The organism is Bacteroides sp. Marseille-P8574, assembly GCF_902825465.1.
Lineage (GTDB): Bacteria > Bacteroidota > Bacteroidia > Bacteroidales > Bacteroidaceae > Bacteroides > Bacteroides uniformis.
On the sequence record NZ_CADEBE010000002.1, the window covers coordinates 348,205 to 372,347 of the forward strand.

Annotated in this window: 23 protein-coding genes and 2 pseudogenes; 6 read left to right on the forward strand and 19 right to left on the reverse strand. The window is 38.2% G+C overall.

The features are described from left to right. Positions 1-57 precede the first annotated feature (57 nt). From HUX74_RS13730 to tnpB, 15 genes and pseudogenes are all read right to left on the reverse strand, one after another. Entirely contained in the window at positions 58-684 is a 627-nt protein-coding gene (locus tag HUX74_RS13730; RefSeq protein ID WP_174646862.1) for a hypothetical protein, read from the reverse strand. Between the two features lie 172 nt (positions 685-856). Next, positions 857-1,918 (reverse strand): annotated as a pseudogene (locus tag HUX74_RS13735) (IS5 family transposase). 25 nt (positions 1,919-1,943) lie between these two features. Next, on the reverse strand, positions 1,944-2,345 hold the full coding sequence (locus HUX74_RS13740) for an acyltransferase family protein (RefSeq protein ID WP_174646863.1): 402 nt from the start codon (positions 2,343-2,345) through the stop codon (positions 1,944-1,946). Then, a complete protein-coding gene (locus HUX74_RS13745) occupies positions 2,345-3,418 on the reverse strand; it encodes a hypothetical protein (protein ID WP_119979348.1) in 1,074 nt (357 codons plus the stop codon). The genes HUX74_RS13740 and HUX74_RS13745 overlap by 1 nt, the downstream gene beginning before the upstream one ends. Positions 3,419-3,437: 19 nt before the next feature. Next, on the reverse strand, positions 3,438-4,058 hold the full coding sequence (locus HUX74_RS13750; protein ID WP_174646864.1) for a sugar transferase: 621 nt from the start codon (positions 4,056-4,058) through the stop codon (positions 3,438-3,440). Between the two features lie 271 nt (positions 4,059-4,329). Next, positions 4,330-4,590: a hypothetical protein gene (locus tag HUX74_RS13755; RefSeq protein ID WP_174646865.1), complete on the reverse strand. Its 261-nt coding sequence runs from the start codon at positions 4,588-4,590 to the stop codon at positions 4,330-4,332. Continuing rightward, on the reverse strand, positions 4,577-5,719 hold the full coding sequence (locus tag HUX74_RS13760; RefSeq protein WP_174646866.1) for a glycosyltransferase family 4 protein: 1,143 nt from the start codon (positions 5,717-5,719) through the stop codon (positions 4,577-4,579). Before HUX74_RS13760 ends, HUX74_RS13755 begins: the two co-directional genes overlap by 14 nt. Before the next feature lie 801 nt (positions 5,720-6,520). Beyond that, entirely contained in the window at positions 6,521-7,243 is a 723-nt protein-coding gene (locus tag HUX74_RS13765; protein ID WP_119979356.1) for a glycosyltransferase, read from the reverse strand. Further along, positions 7,240-8,217, reverse strand: coding sequence for a glycosyltransferase (locus HUX74_RS13770; RefSeq protein WP_174646867.1), 978 nt, complete (start codon positions 8,215-8,217; stop codon positions 7,240-7,242). The genes HUX74_RS13765 and HUX74_RS13770 overlap by 4 nt, the downstream gene beginning before the upstream one ends. A gap of 5 nt (positions 8,218-8,222) precedes the next feature. Continuing rightward, positions 8,223-9,332 carry an EpsG family protein gene (locus HUX74_RS13775; RefSeq protein ID WP_119979360.1) on the reverse strand — a complete coding sequence of 370 codons (1,110 nt, stop codon included), beginning with the start codon at positions 9,330-9,332 and terminating at the stop codon, positions 8,223-8,225. Further along, on the reverse strand, positions 9,329-10,522 hold the full coding sequence (locus HUX74_RS13780; RefSeq protein WP_174646868.1) for a glycosyltransferase family 4 protein: 1,194 nt from the start codon (positions 10,520-10,522) through the stop codon (positions 9,329-9,331). Before HUX74_RS13780 ends, HUX74_RS13775 begins: the two co-directional genes overlap by 4 nt. Before the next feature lie 178 nt (positions 10,523-10,700). Next, positions 10,701-12,116 carry an O-unit flippase-like protein gene (gene wzx / locus HUX74_RS13785; RefSeq protein WP_174646869.1) on the reverse strand — a complete coding sequence of 472 codons (1,416 nt, stop codon included), beginning with the start codon at positions 12,114-12,116 and terminating at the stop codon, positions 10,701-10,703. Between the two features lie 13 nt (positions 12,117-12,129). Further along, complete coding sequence (locus HUX74_RS13790; protein ID WP_174646870.1) at positions 12,130-14,052, reverse strand: HAD-IA family hydrolase; 1,923 nt, start codon at positions 14,050-14,052, stop codon at positions 12,130-12,132. Positions 14,053-14,291: 239 nt separating this feature from the next. Next, positions 14,292-15,065: an acyltransferase family protein gene (locus HUX74_RS21050; protein WP_371808715.1), complete on the reverse strand. Its 774-nt coding sequence runs from the start codon at positions 15,063-15,065 to the stop codon at positions 14,292-14,294. A gap of 327 nt (positions 15,066-15,392) precedes the next feature. Beyond that, a complete protein-coding gene (gene tnpB, locus HUX74_RS13795; RefSeq protein WP_174646871.1) occupies positions 15,393-15,704 on the reverse strand; it encodes an IS66 family insertion sequence element accessory protein TnpB in 312 nt (103 codons plus the stop codon). Positions 15,705-15,816: 112 nt separating this feature from the next. On the opposite strand from tnpB, the gene HUX74_RS21055 reads away from it, so the two are divergent. Continuing rightward, positions 15,817-16,065 (forward strand): hypothetical protein, encoded by a 249-nt coding sequence (locus HUX74_RS21055; protein WP_174646872.1) that lies wholly within the window; start codon positions 15,817-15,819, stop codon positions 16,063-16,065. A gap of 345 nt (positions 16,066-16,410) precedes the next feature. Here the strand turns inward: HUX74_RS21055 and HUX74_RS21060 are convergent. From HUX74_RS21060 to HUX74_RS13820, 4 genes and pseudogenes are all read right to left on the reverse strand, one after another. Then, positions 16,411-16,902, reverse strand: a pseudogene (locus tag HUX74_RS21060) (IS66 family transposase); the annotation flags it as partial. Between the two features lie 253 nt (positions 16,903-17,155). Further along, positions 17,156-18,712, reverse strand: coding sequence for an ATP-binding protein (locus tag HUX74_RS13810; RefSeq protein WP_117719892.1), 1,557 nt, complete (start codon positions 18,710-18,712; stop codon positions 17,156-17,158). A gap of 73 nt (positions 18,713-18,785) precedes the next feature. Continuing rightward, on the reverse strand, positions 18,786-19,271 hold the full coding sequence (locus HUX74_RS13815) for a UpxZ family transcription anti-terminator antagonist (protein WP_005827574.1): 486 nt from the start codon (positions 19,269-19,271) through the stop codon (positions 18,786-18,788). A gap of 70 nt (positions 19,272-19,341) precedes the next feature. After that, positions 19,342-19,872: a UpxY family transcription antiterminator gene (locus HUX74_RS13820; protein WP_174646874.1), complete on the reverse strand. Its 531-nt coding sequence runs from the start codon at positions 19,870-19,872 to the stop codon at positions 19,342-19,344. 621 nt (positions 19,873-20,493) lie between these two features. Between HUX74_RS13820 and HUX74_RS13825 the strand changes: the two genes are divergently transcribed. The 5 genes from HUX74_RS13825 to dapF all read left to right on the forward strand — a co-directional run bounded on the left by HUX74_RS13825 (position 20,494) and on the right by dapF (position 24,140). Next, positions 20,494-20,853 carry a hypothetical protein gene (locus HUX74_RS13825; protein ID WP_044468833.1) on the forward strand — a complete coding sequence of 120 codons (360 nt, stop codon included), beginning with the start codon at positions 20,494-20,496 and terminating at the stop codon, positions 20,851-20,853. Between the two features lie 180 nt (positions 20,854-21,033). After that, positions 21,034-21,399 carry an SH3 beta-barrel fold-containing protein gene (locus HUX74_RS13830; protein ID WP_044468832.1) on the forward strand — a complete coding sequence of 122 codons (366 nt, stop codon included), beginning with the start codon at positions 21,034-21,036 and terminating at the stop codon, positions 21,397-21,399. A gap of 24 nt (positions 21,400-21,423) precedes the next feature. Continuing rightward, on the forward strand, positions 21,424-22,125 hold the full coding sequence (locus tag HUX74_RS13835; protein ID WP_174646875.1) for a Lin1244/Lin1753 domain-containing protein: 702 nt from the start codon (positions 21,424-21,426) through the stop codon (positions 22,123-22,125). A gap of 59 nt (positions 22,126-22,184) precedes the next feature. Further along, positions 22,185-22,949 carry a glycerophosphodiester phosphodiesterase family protein gene (locus HUX74_RS13840; RefSeq protein WP_119961517.1) on the forward strand — a complete coding sequence of 255 codons (765 nt, stop codon included), beginning with the start codon at positions 22,185-22,187 and terminating at the stop codon, positions 22,947-22,949. 339 nt (positions 22,950-23,288) lie between these two features. Next, the gene (gene dapF, locus HUX74_RS13845; RefSeq protein WP_174646876.1) at positions 23,289-24,140 is read left to right on the forward strand and encodes a diaminopimelate epimerase; all 852 of its coding nucleotides are present in this window, start codon (positions 23,289-23,291) and stop codon (positions 24,138-24,140) included. The last annotated feature ends 3 nt before the right edge of the window (positions 24,141-24,143 follow it).

Sequence of the window (24,143 nt, forward strand, 5' to 3'; positions counted from 1 at the left end):
CAGACAATGGTATCGAACCATAAGCTATATAGTTCTACCTGTGCGTCTGCTTATCCATTACTTCTTATACAGTAGCAGCTCTTTCCAGTCGAAAGACTTGCTATCGAATATCTGTTTAATCACCTCCGAAAGGATGTGCAGAAGATAAGCCGAGCCCAAGACTGCTGACATAATGAGCGGAATGTTCAGCGGGAAAAGGTAGTTCAGCGCATCAGTGAAGATATACTTCTGAATCAAGTAGCTCTCCAAACAGAGATTACCGATAATGAAGAGAATATTGCCTGATAGCTTGCGCTCGAACAATCGCTCCATCCAGGGAGCTTTGCCGATAGCATACACCAAATAGCAGATACACACAAGAGGTATCATCGAAAGGATGGCAAAACCTCCGCCATTCGATACACCGTTTACTCCATACCAAGCCACAATGCATACAAGCACAATAGGAATATGCCACCATGAATAATGTATCTTATCGGAATGCAAATAAATGCTACCACCGATTAGCATAATAGAGAAATAAAAAATCCACCTAAAATAGTTATCTACACCATAGAACATCTGACCTTCAAAGTCATATACTGCGAAGAAGGCCAGCAACACCACCGCTATAGAAATCGAAATGCAAATACTCAACTTCCAATCATAACGGATAACGGGATAAAGTACCAGATAGCACACCAATATAGGTGAGTTCTATCAATTCAATTTATCCTCTTGTATCAGACAGCAGAACTCTTTAACTGCCCAATTTGTGAGCTTTAGTCTTTCAAATTTAGCGAATATTTTCTACCCCCCCCAATTTTTACAATAATTAACTTGTGTTTGTTGTAAAAATTGGATGTGCAGGCATAATTCACCCCAACAACTCAGGTTTCAGCCTGATTATTTGCGTGTAACGACTGATGTTATACACAAGACTGGTGAGTGCTACATTGGCTTTAGCACGAATAAGCCCTACTGTACGCACCACAAGTCCACGCATGGTTTGTTCCTCAAACCCGAATACATGCTCGACAAGGCAACGTGTCTTGGATTTTTTCCTATTGTCTGATTTCTGCTCCTTGGTAAGCGGACGGTTACGGTAGCCCTTTTCGCAAATTATCGGATTCATCTTATGCTGTTTTACAATCTCCTCTTGTCCGACATAACCGGCGTCCAAATACAAGTCCTTGCCTTCGTCTTTTTCATCCAGCAGTCCTTCAAAGCCTTTGGAATCATGCACTTCTGCCGACGTGGTATCATAAGAAAGTATGATCTTATTGCGTTTCTCAACTTTAGTATGCTGCTTGTAGCCGTAAAAAGTCTCATCACGCTTCTTTGTCCAGCGGGCATCTACATCCTTGTGGCACTTCTAGTGGGGATTGTAATTCCACAACTTATTACCAGATCCCTGTTTTATCTGCTCATTTTCATAACGGGTGTTACGTTGGCGAGGGGCAATAACAAAACTGGCATCAATGATGCGACCCTCATTGAATTGCAGACCCTTACTTTCCATGAAACTATGAAATTCCGAAAAAAGCTTGTCATAAACGCCTGTATTTGTCAGGAGTTCGCGATACTTCCACACCGTCTTCTCGTCAGGAACATCGTCAACACATTCAATACCAAGAAACTTGCGGAAACTCGTACGGTCAACTATCTGATACTCTATCTGATGGTCACTCAAACCATAATAACGCTGAAGAAACAAGACCTTGAACATCAGCACACAGTCTATCGGCGGACGACCGGCATTACTTTTGCGCTCTCCGGTAAAAAGGGCTGATTCAAGAGTAGGACGAAAGATCTCAAAATCAACATACTGAGACAACACTTCAAGAGGATTGCCCATTTCATTCAAACGCAATTCACGATTCTCTGACTCAAATAGTTGATTATAACGAAGCTTACGGTATCGGGATAACTTGTTCATTATAAAATTCTTATTTTCTGCAAATTTACGCTCTTGGAACCATATAAACAACTGTACTACAATATTTTAATTTATAGAACTCCTCTATACATTGTAAAAACCAATACTTTTCAGCAGTCATCATCTCCATAAAGCCACACTCACGTCCAAACACAAGGCAAACTACCAAACCCAAAGCCAAAACCGTAGGATAGATTCTTCCTATACGATGCTTGTACCAATTCACGAAATCCATCTTCCTTCCCATAAAGAGAGTGAAGCCCGAGATGAAGAAGAACAACGCATCACCAATGCCTCCGCCCGTAGCCAAAGCCGAATGCGAGCCATAGCAGATGCCCATGTGTGAATTGAGCACAAGCAGTGTAGCGATGACCTTCACAAAGTCAACCGCTATATCACGTTTCTTTATTGTAACTGCCTCTACCATTACTTCCCTATGCAATCACCAATCTTCAAATCAATATGATCCTCCACATATATAGGAACAGCATCCACATCACGAAGCCACATATTGTTCTTCTGAAACTGAATCTCCACCTCAGGAGTCAGCTCGTTGCTGCGGCCAAGAGTAGTCAACACATGATATTCAGCAAGGTTGAAGCCAGCATTAGCCAACAGACTGTTGTAAGCCACATAGCGGATGTTAATCTCCGTAACCTTAGCCACACCATTAGCATCAGCTTTCATGTCCACCACCACAACGCCATTCATCACACTATTGGTAGCCTTGCAAACACGATCGATGGCATCCAGTGCTTGAGCTTTGATATGCTCATCGTTCAGAAAGCGTCCCTTGCTAGTGTTACCTGTGATACCACTCACAGACACCTTAGCCATAATGTACTCTAAGCGCTCAGCGATAGCACACTTCAGCAGTTTGCCATTTTCGAAGAGGCAAAGTACCCCATAGTTACCACCTGAGCAGAACTCCGAAATCTGGAAATTGTCAATGCCAGTGTTAATCATCACCCAAGCACGAAGTTCAATCAGATTGTTAGCCTTAAACGAACCCTTACCCGAAGCAGTACCTGCACTTGCATCACGCACCCACATAGGAAACTCCAATGGCAGTTTGTAGCTATCATCAAAAACATCCTCACGGTTCAAATCCTCGCTAACAGGCACCAGACCAGTGCCCTTCAGCAGATTGAAAAGCTTGCGCTTGCTGATAGCCAACTCGCAAAACTCAGCCGAAGGAGTGATGTAGTTCACGCCCTCAAATGGATTCTTTGCCCAATAGAGCACCTCCAGCTCAGGCAGCACCATTACAGCATCAGGCTGCTCCTTGTCCAAAATGCCCTGAACCACCTCACGATAATTCAGCTCATTCACTCCTGGCACCTTATACAGACGATCAAAGTCCTTCGAGTAAACTCCGTATAGAATGCTGCACATATCCCATCCTACGAATTCAGCATCCTTAAACTTCTCGCTCATCTTCAGTGAGCGAAGTACATTGCGTGCAGAAACAGCACATGCACCAGTCACAACGATTTTCATATTTTTGTGATTTCTAATATTATCTAAGTTTTCTATCTTTGCGTTCTACATCCAAATAATTTTCTTTCTTGTCAGCCACAGCGCCCTCGCGTTTGATAACCTTGTAGAAAGTCAACCACAGAATTTTAATATCAAACCAAAAACTCACATGCTCAGCATAATAGACATCACATTCCAGTTTATTGTCCCACGTGATGTTGTTACGCCCATTCACCTGAGCCCAGCCTGAAATTCCAGGGCGAACAGTATGACGCAATCTCTCACGCTCAGTATAATACGGCAGATAGCGAGATAGTAACGGACGAGGGCCTATCAAAGCCATATCTCCCTTGAGCACATTAATCAACTGAGGCAATTCGTCCAAACTTGTAGCACGGATGAACTTACCTACTTTTGTCAAACGCTTTCGATCAGGAAGCAAATTTCCGTTAGCATCGCACTCATCCGTCATGCTCTTGAATTTGATAACCTTAAAAATCTTCTCATCCTTACCCGGACGTTCCTGAAAGAAGAACACACCCGTACCCTTGTTAGCGAAATGTAACCCAATAGTGATAATCAGCAGAATAGGCCAAATAATCGAAAGTAGAATTAATACAATAAAGAAATCAATCACACGCTTAAAAATGTTCTTATACATTCAGTATTGTTATTTAAGTATTTCGTTGTAAAAATTTATCAAGCAACCCTATACAAAACCCTTCTCAGATCTTGAGTCTATCAATCTGCGAGCATCGTCAGCCATCTTGTCTTGTAGAGAAAACAGTATGAGGAGAAACAATCAAACTATTCTTACCCTCGATGATAATTTCTCGTGAACCATTGATATACGTTACATTACTTGGCAACCCCATTGTTCCAGTTTCCATTACGATATTAGAAAAGTCCTCTTCATATAATGGTATCACGAATCAATCTGTATCCACATGCATCTGTAACAAGTCGTCGCCATATTTCCTATAGTGATCGCACTTACAGAGTTTGCACCAAATCTCGTCACAATTCACGATAGAATCCTTCTCAAAGGAACCCTCTTTCAGATGCTGTACCATCAAAATTATCCTTATCTCTATATAGTCTGATTTATCTGGATCTATTTGAGTAGTCACCGCACCGAAATGTTTTTTGTATGTGAATTTAAGCTTAACAGCCTGCAATTTACGCTCCTTCATTTTCCAAAGAACGATATTCTTCTAATAACGCTTCCCAAACCTTATGTTGTTCGTAACGTTCCACAATCATAGGGCGAGCACGCCTTGCCATTTCTTTCACTTCATCATTACGATGCTCATAAAACCATTTCATCGCATGGTATAAAGCATCTTCGTCACGTGGAGGAATGATTCTGCCATTAATTCCATCTTGGATTATTTCATTACAACCTATTATATCAGTAGTTATACACGGAACACCCAATGCTCCTGCCTCCATAAGAACCAAACCAAACCCCTCACGATAAGAAGGCAAAACAAAAGTATCTGATTGATTCATATATGGTCTCACATCTGATTGAAAACCAACAGCATGGACATGAGAATTTACCTGCATCGTATTTTTTGTAATTTCAGCTATTGGGTTTTGTTCATTCTCTATTGAACCTACCATAACCAAATGTACATCCTCATTTTCAGCTGATAACCGGTCAAAAGCAGTAATCAATTCATTTACCCCTTTATCCTTAACAATACGCCCAACAAAACAAAAGATAAAACTTCCTTTCGATATTTGAGGAAGAATTATTGTATCAATTTTTTGTTTATCAAATCTATTTAGATTAATACCATTTGCACTACCATAAGCTATAACTTTCAGTTTTTGCTCTTTACATATATGGTCTGACAACAATGTCTGCTTCACTCCTACAGAAACACATATCACTTCGGTTGCACACATACATGAAATCCGTTCCATCATTTGAAGTAATTTTCTCATTAGCCCACCATATCCCTGATAACGAAGCCCATGACACATATAAATGCGTATAGGAACATTCGCTATTTTTGCTGAAAGCATTGATAAGAAACCGCCTTTTGGAGTATTCCCATGCACAATGTAAGGTTTAGACTTCAGAAAAAACACAATAAAACGATAAAAGCTAATTATATCTTTACACAAAGAAATAGGTCTTTCCATTGGAATACAATGAACCGAAATACCTTCTCTTCGCCCAACTTCCTCTAAAACTTTTTTATCTGAAGATACAGCTATCACCTCGAATGTTTGATTTAAGAAGCTCAATTGTCCTTCAAAAAAACGAAGAGAAGCGGGAATTGTCGTTATAACAATAAACTTTTTCCTCATTCTTTTCCTTTTATTATAATTCTTGATTTTGGTAATACCATTGTTGTCTCATCTAACACATCTTCTACCACCACACAATTTGCACCTACTTTTACATTATTACCTATCGAAGTATTGTCGATATCTTTGCTCCAGTTCCTACCATCATATTATCTGATATTTTCACCCTATGCCAACTTATAATCTGTTAATATATAATACTATTCATTCCAACGATTACATCATGTCCACCATAATGCCATTAGGTCCATGAAAGAGATGGGGAGGCGTTACAAAATAAGTACCAGAATTCAAATTTGTTCCAAAAGAGCAATTATAATAAGCATCTGTACATTTAAAATAAAGCTTTAATAACAAATATGTTTTATCATTAGGATTAGTCACAAACGACATTCCCAATACTTTTATGATCATAATGTTGAATCCAAGAAAGAAGGATACGACCCAATTTATTTGAGAATAAAAAAGGTTTCATTACGTTATAGAAATAAGATATTGTAGAATATGTTATAAGGTATTTTGTTGCAAGAACAGAACTGTTCTACAGAAATGCCATAAAGAATTGCCTCCATTTGGTACTAGAAATAAAATCTTTCCAAATCCTCGCTATTATACATTACCTTATACGTTTAAAATTCAAGTACAAAGATATTGGATGCTTTTGATCCATTTGAGTACTTATCAGCGAATTAAATAAGAAGACAAAAATCCTCCTCAGTGTAGATTTTCAGAGCCTCATAGTTCACCATCCACTTTTTATCGTACTTCATACAAATGGTATTTCGCTAATCTATAAGTACATTATCCAACAACATTTTTCAAGTAACCTTTAGCAATCTCCCAAAGCATAATAGCTCTGTATCGTAATCTCATTAAAGTTGAATTATTACTTCTTGCATTACTTGGAGTTACATTGTTTCCATGACGGCGGAATAACATCAATGATTCTTTAAGAAATTTACGCTTGTAGAAAAAACCTCCATAAACACCTATCCAAAAATCGTGACCTACGCCAGATTCTGGAAAAGGCAGTACTTTATCCAAAATCTCCCGCCTAAAAGTAGTACAACATCCAGTTGTTGTGCAAGACTTTATGTTACGCCAAAATTCAGGATGAGGCATTGCAAATTCTTGAATTACCTGCAAATTACCATCTACAACTTTTCGCCCGTGAAGCAGAATGTCGCAATCATTCATATTTGCCATGACACGCTCTACCTTGTTAGGCATCCATACATCATCTTGGTCAGCAAGGAAAATAATGTCACCCTTTGCCTGACGAAGAGCATTCTCAAAGTTATGAGTAGCATAATCGAAGTTATAGTGATACTTACGTGAGTGCTTATAAGCATGTAGCTTTATACGAAAATCATGGTAAGCCTCTAATATTGCTAATGTATTGTCTGTGGAACCATCATCAGATATCACAATCTCGTCTCCCGGCTCCAGCTGGCTTAGAATACTATCAATCTGTTCTTTAATATATTTCTCGCCATTATGCGTAGCTATACATACTGATATCATTTAACCATCAATGTTTTGTAATAGTCATTCAACTTATAGTACACACTATCCCACAGGAAGTTTTCCTCGCAAAAACGAATCAGATCTAGTGATTTATTTCTTTTCTTAAGACTAACAAATAGTTTTTTTGCTTCTGCCATATTTGAGTAGTATAGATTGAGTGGCGATGGAGCACCATAGTCTTCCACTCCTGGAATCTGAGGAAGTATAGAGGCAGTACCTAAGAATCCTGCCTCTAATAAAGCATTATTTGCTGTTGCAAATGTCAAAGGAAGAAATGAGTAATCACAATCATTAACCACAGAAAAATACTTGTCGTCGGGAATTCTCGGATATACTACAACATTACAATAATTATAGAATTGTTCTTTAATTCGTTGAGGTTGTCCTATCAAGTGAAAACAAATATCACTTCTTCGTTCCAAACAAAACTTTATGATAGCTTCCATTGTATCATAATCTCGATAGTTTTGGCCCAAAACACATACATTGATTTTATTTTTGTTTAATATACTTTCAACCTTCTCAAATTCTGGTCTGTTAAAACCATGAGGAATAAATACAGAATCAAGGTTGTATTTTTCTTTCAGCATTTTTTTTTGATTAGTACTTAATACGACGATACCATCCACACTTCTCAAAACTTTAATAAATGAAGATTTACACCTTCTCTCTTCCTCAATATTAAGATGTATTGTAACCACTATTTTATGTCTATTTAAACGGAGAAATGGCACAACCAATGTGTCACCATAGAAGTAATGAGTAATTGCATATTTCAGTCGCTTAAAGCGAGAAATAATATCAAGAAAAGTTACATTAAGTATCTTTCCTCTTGTGCTAACAGGAATGAACCCAAAAGGAACATTCTCCCCCATTAAACAATCTGCTTCTGGATTACCTATAATCGAATCGTATCCACCTGCCGAAGAATGACTATTGTCACGATAGCCAACATATAATATTTTTTTCATTGTTACTAAATTGCACTATGATACGGTATGAAAAGAGACTCATACTGACCATGGAGTATCTGATTAAATAAAATGAATCTATAAATAATATATACAATAAATACCAATCTCAATTGTAACTTATTTCTGAACTTTTTTTCTATACCTAATAGTAATAACATTGCGACACCACCAGATGCCAATATTCCTATTCGCGAAAGATATGGTATGGCAAAGGCTATAGTACGATTAAAATACATTCCAAAAATATAAAGGTTCAAAAGTGTATGATACATATTGTTTCGGTATTCTTCTTGCACTGAAGATGCTTTAGAAAAATAGTGATTGCCAAAGTAATGATACAACCAAATGAAAAAAGCTCCACTACAAAATGATAGTATAATACTCAAAACTGAACGAATAGAATACTCAGCGATTCCCCCATACATATAGCCGTCAATCTTTTCTTGAATATCTCCATCAAAAGAACCTATTGCCAATAGTGAATTAATTGAATCAAGAAAAGAAACAACTGAAGAAGACGCAAATCCTATCATTATACTGGCAAGATACATAAATAACATCATCGCCAAACTAAATCTTTTGCGTGGCACAAAATAAAAAGGAATAATCAAAAGAGTTGCAATGTGAATTGTAGATGCAACAATAACATAAAGAAAAAACTTCTTGAAATTTCGATCTACAATATGCCTGAAGCCCAAAATAATAATTATGGACGCTAAAGCAAAACGTACAGGAAAGATACTACCAACAAAACAACTGAATATTATACTTGTAATATTATTCAACCCCGCATATTTAGCAAATCTGATGTTCAAGAATACGATTAGAGCAGATTGAACTATCAGCATTGCTGTGTAGGATTCGCCTGAAAATCGTCGTACAATATCATTGAGAAGCCACCAGCCATATTCGTTGTAATATACAGGCTCAGAAGGATACATAAACATTCCATAATAAGAATCCCAGTCTGTACCATTCTCCCAACGCAATCCCTGAAATAGTACTACAATAACAACTGCAAGAATTTCTATGAATATTTGCTTTTTCCCTTTTACTCCAACAGCTACTAAAGTAAGAAATGCCAACAATGAAAAGACAACGTAATATATCATTCTTGAACAAATTTCATAACAAATTTTCGCGCAATGTTTGACCAAGAAAACTCAGGATAATCTTTTTCAAAAGACATAACTTGACTAGAGCAATATGCTAATAGCTTTTCATTGTTCAAATATGTTTTAATGCATTCTGCTAATTCAATAGGCTCGTTATTAGCAAAGAGCAAACCATTTTTCTTATGTGTCAATATTTCCCTAAATCCATCAAGATCAGAAGCGATGATTGGCTTACCAAATGTATAAACAGTCTGAGGTATTCCACTCTGCGACATAGTGAAATATGGACAAATCACAAACAACGATTGACCAATTACTTCACACAATTCAGCATTAGAAAGACGCTTATTGATTAATAACACGTTTGGATTATTACTTAAATCTTCAAGGCATGGATCATTTCCTTTGCCAGCAACTACAAGTTTATAATAAAAACAATAATCTGTCAACAACTTCATCGCTTCATTCAAAATTGGTAATCCTTTATATGGCAAAATACTTCCAAAGAACAAGAAATATTTCTTAGGCAAAGACAAAGCATTCTTTACTGGTATTGTTTTAAAAGTTTCAAATAATCCAAAGTTCAAACGATGAATCTTTTCTCTCTTAACATCTTTATAATTGAGAATATCATGTAATGAATTGTCTGAATAAATGATTATATCAATAGAGTTTTGGAAAAGAAATTTTAGCAATGGCGAGGGTTTGCTAAAATCAGGGTGAAAATGGTTGCATACTTCATGCAACGAAACGACTATCTTGCAATTCAGTTTCTTCAAAAATGACAGATACTCATGAGAATAGTAGCCACCTATGATATTGACAATTTTGTAGTTCTGATCATTGATAAATGAAGAAGATTTAATGGCATAGTAATCAGAATACCATCCAATAATATTCCGTACAATGGGGATATTCTCATATGGTCTTGGCATCTTCAATGAGAAAAGTCTAACCGAATCTGATTCGTCAAGGTAAGAGAACATCTCAATCCAATTATTCACTGCAATCTCCTCAACTCCATACTTGCTTGACTTATACGAACAATTGAAAGCTTCTAGTTCTGAAAACGATATATAATAAAAAAGATAAATATCTACTGCATATCCCATTTCAAGGAACTGCTTCGCCAACGGGAAAGTACTCCCAGTAAATCCTTTTGTGATTAATGCAATTCTTTTTTTCATTTTTTAGTTAATTCGTAATATAACAGCCTGCAATATTGTACATTGTCGTGCTTATTTGCCTATTGTATGCAATTGATGCATAAGATTAAAATCTGTTTCAGAAGGTATAATCCTTCTGATTTATTTTTTCATATCACCTTCATCTTTTACTTTATGTTTTCTTCTCCAATATCAACTGTTATGTTTGCATTATCTTCTTTAACATACCATATAACTCGCAGAGTCCACTTTTTAAGAATTCTCGGAATGAAATCCGATATTCTTTAAAAACCCAACGAGGCCAGTACCAATTGTTGTATGCCAACTGTACTCCCCCTTGAATGAGTATTATACCAAGCAACCCAAGACTCGTAAATTGTAAAACAACAAAGTCGCCTATACAAATTAAAAATCCAGAAATAAGGGCTGCCGGCACAAATGGTACTTGATTTCCTGAACTGATAAATATTGCAAAATTTGAGTGGTTCTCCTCGAGGAAACAGACCAAAGAATACAAAAGTAAAATATTAAGAGTAGGAAGCTGAGCATTAGAGCCAATTAAATTTAGAGCCCAAGAACCAAGAAAAACCACTACAGCCAAACCACAAATACATAGCAAATAATATACAATGATAGAGTATGAGAAACGCCGGATTGTCATAACTCTATCTCCTTGTATTCTGTATGATATAATTTGCGGCTGTAATGTTCCAAAAAATGTTACACTAATACTTGTTACAATCGTAACAAATTGCATCATCAAGCCATAGGAAGCAACTACGTCTGACGCGAGATACAAACCAATAAGGAACATACCAAATTGCCGTGTACAATAAGTGCCAATAAAGTTAATTCCAACTTTTTTCGCATTATACCATATAGCTTGGAAAATTTCACTTTTAAGTTCATCTGAAAAGGCTTGACCATATAGTTTTGAAATAGTACCATTATCATAAAAAAAATGATGAGCTAAATATCTGCCTAGAAAAGGAGAGATGAGATTAGCAATGCAAACTCCCATTAGACCAACACTAGCAAGAAGCAGTACATAAACTAAGACAATCTGCAAGACCTTACTAGCAAGAATACATTGTTTTGACTCTTTAACCAATCCTCTACCTACAAGCAACGAGTCATAATATTTGAAATAAATTGAAAAGAATGATGAAGTGCAAAATACCAACCAGATAGCAAACGAGTTATCAACGTTGGAGAACCCTTCCGTTACAAAATACATATACCATGTACCCAAAGTCATCAACAAAACAAGTACAATAGCACTTATGATACGGAAAATTCTACGCGTCACGCTCAAAAGGCACGCCAATAGCTGATAATTTACCGTCCCAGTACTTCCCTCAACAATTCCCTCTTTTAGTAATTTAGTCGCCCCACTATATACATATGAAACCTGTCTACTAATCTGTGGAGTAAAGCCAAAATCCATTAAGGTTACCAGCGTTGTAACTGTCAACATCAGATAATTCATTGCAATCTCTTCTGTACTTAACAAGTGGAGTATGAGAGGCAGAGTAATAAGTCCTGATGTAATATTAAAAAATTGCGAAACGTAGCTCCAAATAATGTCCCCTTTTGAAATATCTATATTTGACATAAACCCTCTTTATTTAGAACAATTTCAATAATAAGTCTATAACAAATTCTTTTTTGTGAGTTTTATAATATAGAAGTTTCAGTTTAAGTTGTATCAATTTCAGCCAAAAAGGCTTCACCCCCTTCAGTGAAAGATATCCTTCAATCCATATAATGGACTTTGGCACATTCTTAAAAATCTTATAGTTCCATTTTAGGGCTATTTTACTATCCGCAATCTTGTTGCTACCATCAGCATCCTCATCCCATAATTGACAAATTGGCTCAGCATTGTCCACTTGAGGATAATGAAAAAAATTCAATAAGCGATTTATACCTAAACCGGAACATGTCAACGGTATATGATTCTTGTAAGCGTTTATAAATAACAACGTATATTTCTGTACTTCATCAACATAAGGATAATTTAAAGTTTCTCTTGTTTGTTTGTTTTTTGCGACAACGACAGTACCATTTTCTTCAAAAAAATGAAGACTTGTACCTGATGGTTCAAATAAAAGATGCTCAAAAATCAAACAATTCCTGTCAAACTCACTTTTTTGATAAGAAGATATTTTTATCGAATCAAAATATGCAGAATATCTGTTACCAACATTTGTTTTACATTTGATAGAATCATGAAATTGTAAGCCATAGATATTTGCGTCAATTCCTTTATTATGAAGATACGATTCCAACATCAATTGGCCATTTCCATTTATACTATTATTTACAAGTCCTATCTTGCCATCAAAGATGCCATTTTGCACCAAATAATTCATTAAAAAGCAAGACTGTTTAGACATCGTCCCAGTACATAATTCTATTAATTGATTCAACTTATCATCATAAATACCATTGTATAAATCTTCTCTTGTTATGGTAGAACTAATCGAAATTTTCAACCTATCTGAAATCAATCGTCTCTGCGTTTCATCTTTTGCTATGAGAAAAGTATCATAAATTTGATTCCATGAATAAACTGACCTTTGAAGTAAGCTATCTTTATATATCGTCAAAGTTTTCTGTTCATATGTTAAAGGAAGCCTTAGCAAATTCTTGTTTAAGAAAATGTATCCTACATCCGCTTCTTCAGGATATAAACACTTATAACATTTCTCCAACAAATAGCCTTCTCTAGCAACAAACAATAGTTTGTCAATATTTTGTTTCAATCTTTCCTCGTGCAACCAATTACAGAAGTCATATATCAATGGACCCAAGATAGAAAAGCCAATATTATAAGCTGATTGGTCGAATTCAATCCTATTATACAAACAAGATAGTGAATCTATATGATTTTCAATATAGCTAGATGTAACTACGTTCTGCAAAGCATTCCAATCATACCACCGTTCCAAAGAATCTATTCCATTATTCATTGCCTGATAGATATCGTTGTTATCATCATCTCCAATGTGTAATACTTGCGCTGCAGGAACGTTCAATTTCTTCAGCAATATTTGAAAAAGTTTTCCAGAACGCTTTGTTTCTCTTTCTTCAGATGAAATGAACAAAAAATCTGCCTTAATACCGAGTTTATTAAACAACTGTTCAAAAAAGCTACGAGGCAAATACATATCCGTAGTTATGACTATTTTTTTCCCAATACCACGACAATAATTAACAAACTCTACCATCGGAGCATTAGGAATACAATTTTCAAGTTCAACGTATATCTCAATTTCTTTTAGCAATTTGAGAGTATCAGCCTTATATTTTAATTGAGAATATATTTCATCTAATGTTATATCTTGTCCGATGTGCTGACTACGAGCTATCCTTTCAGCTTTTATTCTGTCTCTGTAGAATGAGGATATCGTGCATCCTGTCTTCTTTATATATAGCTCTTGAACTATAATAAAAATATCTTCGGGAGTTGCTACAGATCTAAATATCAATGTATCAAATACATCAAATGATACATACTCATATTTAGAAATATCGTTTTTTTGCATATATAACTCGTCTAAGGATTTTTAGAGATTTATTATTAAGTTTCTTTTCATATTTGATTATAAAAGTTTCCGTTGTCATTATTATAACATGACCAATACATAAACTAAACACGATAGCAAAGATAGACGCTGCAATTCCATATTGCAGTTTGTCATTTAATAATTCTACAATCCATTTGTAGAATGGCTCATACAAACCATCTGTAATAAGGTAAATGAAGAGTGTTGGTCGTAATAGATTATTTAACTTTGAAGAAGTAAAAACTCTTTATATTCTTCACTATGTAGAATATTGATACTGACATTCCCATTATGAAGGGCAAGTTATAATTTAGAACTCGAAAAATCCATACTCTATGCATCATGCTACACAAAAGCATCAATACCAATTGTAAAAAAAAGCAAGACCCCCAAACAATTAAAGCTGTACTTTGACTAATCTCTATTTTGAAACTACTGCAATACCGGCCTAACAAGTATATAGCAAATAGCCCCAAGAATGTACATCCGTTATCTTCTCGAAATTGGAAAAACGACATAATATTATACCCCATCAACAATAATAAAATGACACACACTTGTTTTTCGCTAAGCATCTTGAGGCCTTGATTAATCAGAGGAGATATTATCATAATTAACATATAGTACGTCATAAACCACCACTTAAATGTTCCTATAGGTAATAAAGAATAAAACACCTCATATATCGGCAAATCAAAGTGTAAGATTAACTTCAGTAAACAAACAATCAGACTAGCACTTATTAACCAAAGTTCTAATGTAAAGAATCTACGTATTGTAAACTTAATACCATAATAACCAGAAATAAACATAAAACAGTAGGTAGATGGAGCAAACATAGTAGTTATCAATATTTTTAAGAGCTCCCCCCCCGAAAAATTTGATAATCCAACATGCTTATAATCAAGTCCATGGAGTACAATATGATATATGAAGATAGCAAGCATTAGCCCCATTCTCAGCAACTCAATATTAGTATTTCTTTTATCCATAGTCTATATTGTAACCATTCTATTTTCTGCCTCCTCGTTTTATCGGCAGTCGATCAGCCGATAAAAAAATGTGTGCAAGAAAACAATTTAGTTTTAACATTAAAATTTATAAAAACATGGCAGAAGATTCTTCTTGTTACAGTCCTTCCCATGAAGAATACATTCAAACAGTAAGCGTCCAATTTTGACATACCCCATAGGGAAAACCGCTTTGGGTAGCTTTCTTCTTAAAGTTTTCAAAAACCGGACTTGATTTTTAAAGGTACTGAAAAATAGTGACATAAACAAATCATTTCAGGACTATTCATCTGATATTCAGTGAATTGATTACAGGATTCTGTAACAACACAAGCATGTCTCTCCATTGTATGCTGTACACCGTCTCTTCACCCTGCCTGCATACTTGCATGAACTTATAGCCCGTAGCGAACGCTTCTCATACAGACTGAAAGAACGGCGGTCGTAGGTAAACAACCTGACCTTACGACGATCCTTGGACATCACGATGAAGACCTCATCTTCTTCCGGTTCACGGTTCAATTGCCGGTGGATCACCGAAAGCACACGTTCATATTTGCAACGCATGTCATGGAAGTTACGCAGATAATAGAAGCGGCTCATACCAGTAATATTCAGCATAGTCCCTCCAGCTTCTCTACCAGGTTTTTCAAACCCGCGTAGCTTAAGTTTCGTTGCTGTATGTGCATGCCACCAGTCATACGGATATCTATCATGAATCTCACCACAGGGGATGGCAAGACTGTTCCCATGGACGGGACGGAAGCTGAAAGACCCTTTTCCGGTTCTTGCTCCGCTTCTTGCCCTTCTACCTATACCGGAACATGTGATGTCGGGTATCCTTGTACCATTTCTGAAACAGATTGTAGGTAACTTTGTTTTTAAAACAAAAGTCCTGGATGGACTCCCCTTGCGGCATTGCCTCCGCTTTGTAACGGATGAACAAATGCTCAAAATCGCTGCTGCTATACATTATTACTGAATTTTTGATTACAGCAGCAAAGGTCGAGATTTTTATTCTTTAGGGGAAGACGTCATTTTTGGACGCTTACAAGATATTTATGTTATAAAAATGGGCTATTATTTAATTTACTATTCGTCAATTAAATACTACTTGACTAAAAATGAATACAACTGTCTACAATAAGCCTTATAATCATGTTTTATGGCATATTGACGAGCTTTTTCACCACAAGATTTACAGAACTGTGGATGATTTACCATATATAATATCTTATCAGAAAGGTCTCTCTCATCGCCTGCCCTATAAACCAATCCTATTCCTTCTTTCTCAATGTCAACAGATATATTTGTATTATCCGACATTATAATTGGTTACTACCTCCGGATGACCTTCAGAAGGGAAATAGCCCCACTTCGGCTTTTTACCCGGTTCTACATAATGAACCGTCTCAAAACATTCTTCCGTAAGGAAAGTACGGAAACTGAACGCCCGTACCATTCTTCTTTCAATGATGCGACCGGGAACCTTTGTCAAATCAGAAGGATGCTCTATCGCCTCTCCGGCTACTCCCATCGTTTTATACCCGTCAGGACGATTCGATAAATCACGGTCTTTCTTGGAAGGCTCTTTTAACTCTTGAGATGGAACATGATCAACCGAATCCGTGCGAAGCGTATCATCGGTTCCGTCATAATCATCCTTCTCCTTGTTACGGTCTGAATCAACCGTTTTAGCTTTAGATTTTATCCTTTGACGTCTATCACCAAAACGTTCCTGATTGGCACAATCAAGTTTTTCTTGAAGTGACTTAATCTTACGTTCAGCCGATTTGCGAAGCTTATGCTCTTCCGATAACCAAATGATTGGAGAGATTCTCCATGAGGCAAAACCTCGGTCTGGTATTGAAAGTAAAACTTTTCAAGATCTTCACTGCTATACATAAATCCTAAGATTTTTGTTCGCAGCGAAGATAGAGTTTTCAATCAATAGCCATTTTTGACTACTTACATAAAGAATATCAAAAAAGGGCTTGAGTTTTAAGTATTATTAGTTTGGATTCCTATTGTTCATAGGAAAAGAAGTTTGCCAAGGCATGAGTGCTAAAGAGTTATTCCACAATATACCTCTCCACATTCCGTGTCTCCTTGCTGAAGTTCACCCCCACTTTCACCAGCCGCCTGCCATCCAGCACATAAGGAATCAGATAACCTCTCTCATCAATTTGCTTCAAGGCATCTTCGGCACTGCCGTTCAGCTTGAACTCAAAGACGTAAACGGCATCTTTTGTCTGCACCACGGCATCGGCACGACCACGCGCACTGCGCACTTCCGCCTGTACGAATTGACCCAGCAAAGTGAAGACGACATAAAAGATGGCCTGATAGTGGCGTTCGGTATTGTTGCTCAGTTCGTAGGGAATGCCTGCAAAGAATACTTTCAAGCGTTCCATGAATGCATCCACATCACCGGAACGGAGTTCACGCATAAACTTGGCTATGTGGAAACCGGTTTCATCATCAGTCACTCCTGTATAATAAGGAACCAAGAAATTCAAGAAACCATAGCGTACCTCATCATTGGGAAAACCCAAAGTGTACAATAAAACATCCCTATCGTAGTCTTTGATGGTCAGATAACCACTTTGATAAATCATGGGAAGCGGATTCTTTACTTCCGCACGATACTCAAAAAAGGCGGAAGCCGTCACTTCAACTCCCTCAATCAGAAGGCGCAAATCATAATCACTCTCTTTCAATAAATTTACCAAATAGGTAGGAGTACCGGTCTGAAACCAGAAATTATCCAAAATCTTCGACTTGCATGCATTCAACACACTGAAAGGATTAAAAACCCCTTCACAATGAGGGTAAAAATGATAACCGTCATACAGCTTCGTCATCCGCTCCAAAGTTGTATCGAAGTCCATCCCATTGGAAACACCCAAACGTTCTATCTCCGGAGTAAACGTTGTGAGCAGTTCTTCCTTAGTAATACCACATAAAGAAGAATAGTCGGGCCATGTACTGATGTCCTGCAACTGATTTAAATCACTGAACACGCTAATCTGCGCAAACTTCGTCACACCCGTCAAAAAAACAAAGCGGAGATAACGATCGGCACTTTTCAGTACCCCATAAAAGGCTTTCAATATCCGACGATATTCTTCCGTTAGCTTTTCATCCGAAAGAGCTTGAAGCAAAGGCTTATCATATTCATCAATCAACACTACCACTTGCTTACCCGTCTGGGCATACGCCTGCTCTATCACATAGGCAAAGCGCTCTTCGGGACTACGCTCCTGCTTTTCCGCACCATATTTCAATTCCCACTTTTCCAGATATTGATTAAGCATGGCTACCAAATCTCCGGCTGTTTCATATTTACGGGCATTCAAGTCCAGATGCAATACAGGATATTCCTCCCACCGGGTTTCCAGTTTTTCGATGGCAAGTCCGTGAAACAAATCTTTACGTCCTTGAAAGTAAGCTTCGAAGGTAGATATAAGCAAACTCTTACCGAAACGGCGAGGACGGCTCAAAAAATAGGGAGTGGAATTGGATGCTATCTTATAGACCATTGCTGTTTTGTCTACATAAAGATAATTTTCTTCACGCAGCTTTTCAAAAGTCTGTATACCAATCGGCAGTTTACGCATCTGTTCCATCTCATTTCTCTTTTTTAGAAGCTATATGCAAATATACGTTTTTTCTTCAAAGAGAAATTCTATTTATACATTTTTATTCCATTTCCTCCCATGGATAAGGATTATCCACCACATTCTGAAACTCATCAACTGCTTCCTGCTGCTCGGCAGTCAGTGATGCAACACTCCAGGAAGCAATGATAGAACGGCCCTCGTCGGCCAAAGGCTCATCGAAAACCTCTCCATAACAAGCCGTAAGCAAACGGAGTTTCAACAAAGAGGAAGGAAGGGAATCAAGGGTATCCCAGCAACGCCTCAATACCTCCTGCACATGCTGTTGTTTTTCACCATGGTCAATGAACGAGGCACTATACCCCTTCAAGAGCGCAAGACATACATTTGCCTGCTCCTCCACCGTGGTGCCCCAAGTGCCGGAATTATACAAAGTTGTGGTCAAGCGATAGACTTCGCTGTTACGACGAGACAAGTCATCGCTATAGATAGGACTGCCGTCCATACCCAAATACATCAGATCGTGCGCGGCACGCTGAAGGAGGAGTGCTTCTTCTAAAAGAGACATGCTATTTTGATTTATGATTTCAGAGTTATGATTTATCTATCACCAATGACTAATCATTGATTATCGACGATTATTTGATTACTTCGATGAGGTCTGGATGGATGGTCGCAATGGCAACAGCGATAATACCTTGTATAGCAATCACTACACGACGATCACGGGCACCTTTTACCTTTAGAAAAACACCTTCTTGACCCTCGAAGTCGCCACCGGTGATACGAACTTTCGTACCTTTGGAGAGATTCAGTTCTTCGGGTTGGAAATAGAGAAGATGGTCATTGTAGGTATCGGCGACGGCTATGAAACGCTGCATATCATGGTCGGGAATGATTATTTTCTGACCGCTACGGGTATCAGTAATATATTGCAAATAAGTAATTTGAGACTTAAATCGCTGCACTTCGGAAGGACGTGCGTGGACAAAAACCAGATTACGGATGACGGGAACCAAAGCACGGACTTTCCTGCCCCTACAGATACTTATCTTATATTGCATGGGAATGAAACAGCCAAGATTTGCCTTTTCGAGAAGATGCATAGCTTCAAGCTCCCTGCGGTATGTGGCACGCATGGCAAACCAAACTTCGGTCTCTTTATCCATTTATATTCTTGCTGATTTTACTTAGAAAAAGGCATTCCTTGGGGGCTTTGAACTACCATTACAGGACTGTAGTTCAATCACTTGCGAGCATTTTATGGGAAGTTTGACAAGCACTATGCTCTTCTTGTCAACAAATTCTCTGCGGTTGTTCATTACCTTTTGGTAAGATACTATAAACGAACGCATTAGAAACAAAAAAGCGTTTTTTAATCGTACGTTTAAAAAACAGCTATTTCGAACTTATACAAGACATACTCAAAGAGCTAAAAATAAGAAGATTTTAACTGATTACATATATTGTATATACTACTGAAATTCAATGCAATATACTTATCATTATTTATTATTAGGAACATTTTTCTATCAAACATTTTGCCATTACAAAAAACGTCTCTATCTTTGCGTTCATTAAACGTACGTTTTTTAAACAGCATATCATCTTATATATCAACCATTTACAACTCACCCTTCACATTTCCCTCCAAAATTCCCTTATTTCTCCCTCACTTTTTATACTTTCGCATTTTTTAACCAGAGTAAAAAACAGTTAAACGAACGAAGAATTACACAAATGAAAGAACTCAAAAAAAGAAGCATCTCAACAGTAACGAGCAGAGAAGCATGTCGTATCAATCTGATACACAGAAGCTAAGAACAACGAAAGTAAAGGAACACAGCTCCATAGTGGACGAAAAGCTATTGGCAGAACGGGTTTACTACGGAGACCAGACCCATGTTTATGTAGGTTACTTAAGAGCCTTTAAATCAGGCTATTTTGAAGGAACAAATATCAAGAAAATTACAGATATAGCCAAACTATTCGTTGCTTCCGAAAACTTCACAAAGAGAACCAGAGGAGAGCAAAAGCCTTTGACTTACAGTACGATAATTACCGAATTGGAAAAGGTATGGGCCATCATAAAACGGGAAGATACCACACTGATTGACCCATACGGATATGATGTAAGGATAAATCACTGATAGTTCAGTACCTGGAAAGGCAGTAATTTTGCCCCCGTCAGCAACCGGACAGAAGGGCTACACCTTTCTCGTCGGATGGTGTAGCCTCAACAAGGCAAGGGCGTAGCCATCCGTACTGAAAGGAGTAGCCCTTTTTCATTGCTGATTATCATACATTTAATAACCCTAAAAACATAAAAAATGGGAAAAGAGAAAACTGAATTTGAGGAGCAATTTGTATCCAAAACAGAAAAAACAAAAAAACTATGGGAAAAACGGATTACGGAAAACACGACATTGAGCATGGAGTCTGTACAATGGATGGCACAGCGCATAAATTCCCTACTGGAATACATGCAATACGGATATGCATTGATAGCCTACCGAAAGCAGGACGGTAGCTTCTACATGGGAAAAGGAACCCTTGTTTCCTACGAAAACGACTTCAAAAAGAAACATGACGTGACAAGCATTAAAGCTCACGTAGCCTATTGGGACGCGGAACAACAAGGCTGGCGGACTTTTCTGATTGAGAATTTTATGGAGTGGAGACCGATAGTAAACTAATAAAAAACACCAATATCAAAAGCTATGGAGGCTTATTTACTACATGATGCCAATGCCGGCAGCAACTTAAAATTAATGATCATGATACAAGAAGAAGGTATGAAAGGATATGGTATTTACTGGACAGTGCTCGAATTCCTCAGATTGCAGAACGAATATAAAGCCAGCCTGAAAGTGATTCCCATACTGGCACAAAAAGCAAGGGTGACAACCGCCACACTGAAGCGAATCATCTATGACTATGCGCTGTTCGAAGTGAACGAGACAAGCTTCTCATCCCCCGGACTAAGCCGCCGCATGGAGCCATGGGACGCCCAACAAGAAGCTAAAAAAGAGGCCGGACGTCGCGGTGGACTGGTTAACCAGCAGAGAATCAGGGATGCCAAGACAAGCAGCGCTTTAGCAAATAAACTAAATAAAGAGAATAAAGAAAACCCCTCTCTATCTCCCCAAGGGGAGACGGGAAGAAGGAAGGAGGAGATTCTTCTGACTCCACCGGAGTACACGCTCAACAGACAGACGCATAATTACCAAGGCCTGATGGAAGAGCTGGCAAGGCAGAAAGTAACCGACATACACGATCTGAATGCCATCCTGAGACTGACGGATTTTGGAAAACTGGGAGGGAAAATCTGGAAAATCCTATACGAGTTGAACAGCTCACCCCAACTGAAAGCCCGCATCGTGATACCCGGAAAGTACATACTGAAATTACTCAGAGGTTAGATTTAATAAAAGAAATATAATACTTATCTTTGTGTCCATAACAAAACACCCTAATCATTATGAATCTGAAAAAACTATTTTTTGCTTCCGCCCTGCTCTTTGCTGCATGCGGCACTATCCAGGCCCAGGAAGTCATTGCCCACCGTGGTTTCTGGACTACGGACGGCTCGGCCCAGAACTCCCTTGCCGCACTTGTAAAGGCTGATTCTATCCACTGCTACGGCTCCGAGTTCGACGTTTGGCTCACCACAGACAATCAGCTGGTTGTCAATCATGACGCCACCTTTAAAGGCGTAACTATGCAAGATGCCACAGCCAAGGTATGCACCGCCGTACAACTGGACAACGGCGAACAACTCCCTACCCTGCAACAGTATCTGGACAAGGCAAAAAGCCTGAAAACCCGCCTTATCCTCGAACTGAAAGCCCACAAGACTCCCGAACAGGAAACACGAGCCGTAGAGGGTATCGTAAAAATGATAAAGAACAAAGGACTGGAGGACCGTACGGAATATATTACCTTCTCCAAACATGCCACCAAGGAATTTATCCGTCTGGCACCCAAAGGTACGCCCGTTTACTATCTGGAGGGTGACCTTACCCCCAAGGAGCTGAAAGCATGGGGTTGTGCCGGTCCCGACTATCACTTCAGTGTCTTCCAAAAACATCCTGAATGGATAAAGGAATGCCACGACCTCGGCATGAAAGTAAACGCCTGGACCGTAAACGAAGCCAAAGACATGGAATGGCTTATCAGCCAAGGAGTAGATTTCATCACAACCAATGAACCGGTAGTGCTGGAAGAAATTTTAAAGAAAAAATAGCCGTTCCTTATACATTTAAAAACAAAAACCAAACAAACCGCTTCATTATGTCCACAATGGAGCGGTTTATTATTTCAAAAAAGATAGCAATTAGTCCTATAAAAAATCTTTTTTCTTATTTTGAATCAAACTAAACTTTCACATGGATTACAATTTATATAAAAACAAAGCCATATGCTTTTAAATTGAAAGCATGACAGTAGATATTCTCATTGAATGAAAGTTTCGCTAAAAATAATAGAAAATAGATATGCTTTACAGTTAATCACAAAACAAAACGTCGTATATTTGCATTAAAATAAAACAAAAGGATATATCAACAGACCGATAAAGGACAAAATGACAAGAGCTATAAAATTCACCAAGATGCACGGTGCCGGAAACGACTACATTTATGTAGATACAACCCAATATCCTATCAGCCATCCGGAAGAGCTTGCGAGGGCATGGAGTGCACCGCATACGGGAATTGGAAGTGACGGTCTGGTACTTATAGGTTCTTCGAACAAGGCCGATTTCAGCATGCGGATATTCAATGCAGACGGCTCGGAGGCCCGGATGTGCGGCAATGCAAGCCGCTGCATCGGAAAATATCTTTTTGACTACGGACTGACCTCCAAAACAGAAATCGCACTCGATACACTGTCAGGTATAAGGATGCTAAACCTGCACTTGGCAGACGGAAAGGTCAACTCTGTAACCGTAGACATGGGCATACCTGCCGACGAACCGGCAGACTACGACGGCAAAGGAGCCAAACCGATGAAAGAACAGCCCATCGAAGTGGACGGAGAACGATATGTAGGGACCACCGTATCCATGGGAAACCCACATCTGGTAATCTTTGTCAATGATATTGAAGCCATCGACCTTACAGTCATCGGTCCCAAACTGGAGAATCACCCTCTCTTCCCCGGACGCATCAATGTGGAATTTGCCCAGATATTGGGAGAAGGAAAAATAAGGATGCGTGTCTGGGAACGAGGCTCGGGCATTACCCAAGCCTGCGGAACCGGAGCTTGTGCCACCGCCGTGGCAGCCTTCCTCACCGGACGCGCAGGGAGAGATTCTACCGTCATCATGGACGGAGGCTCACTCAACATCCGATGGGACATCGCCACCAGACATGTCCTGATGACGGGGGAAGCCACCAAAGTATTCGACGGAGAAATTGAATTAATTGAGAATTGATAA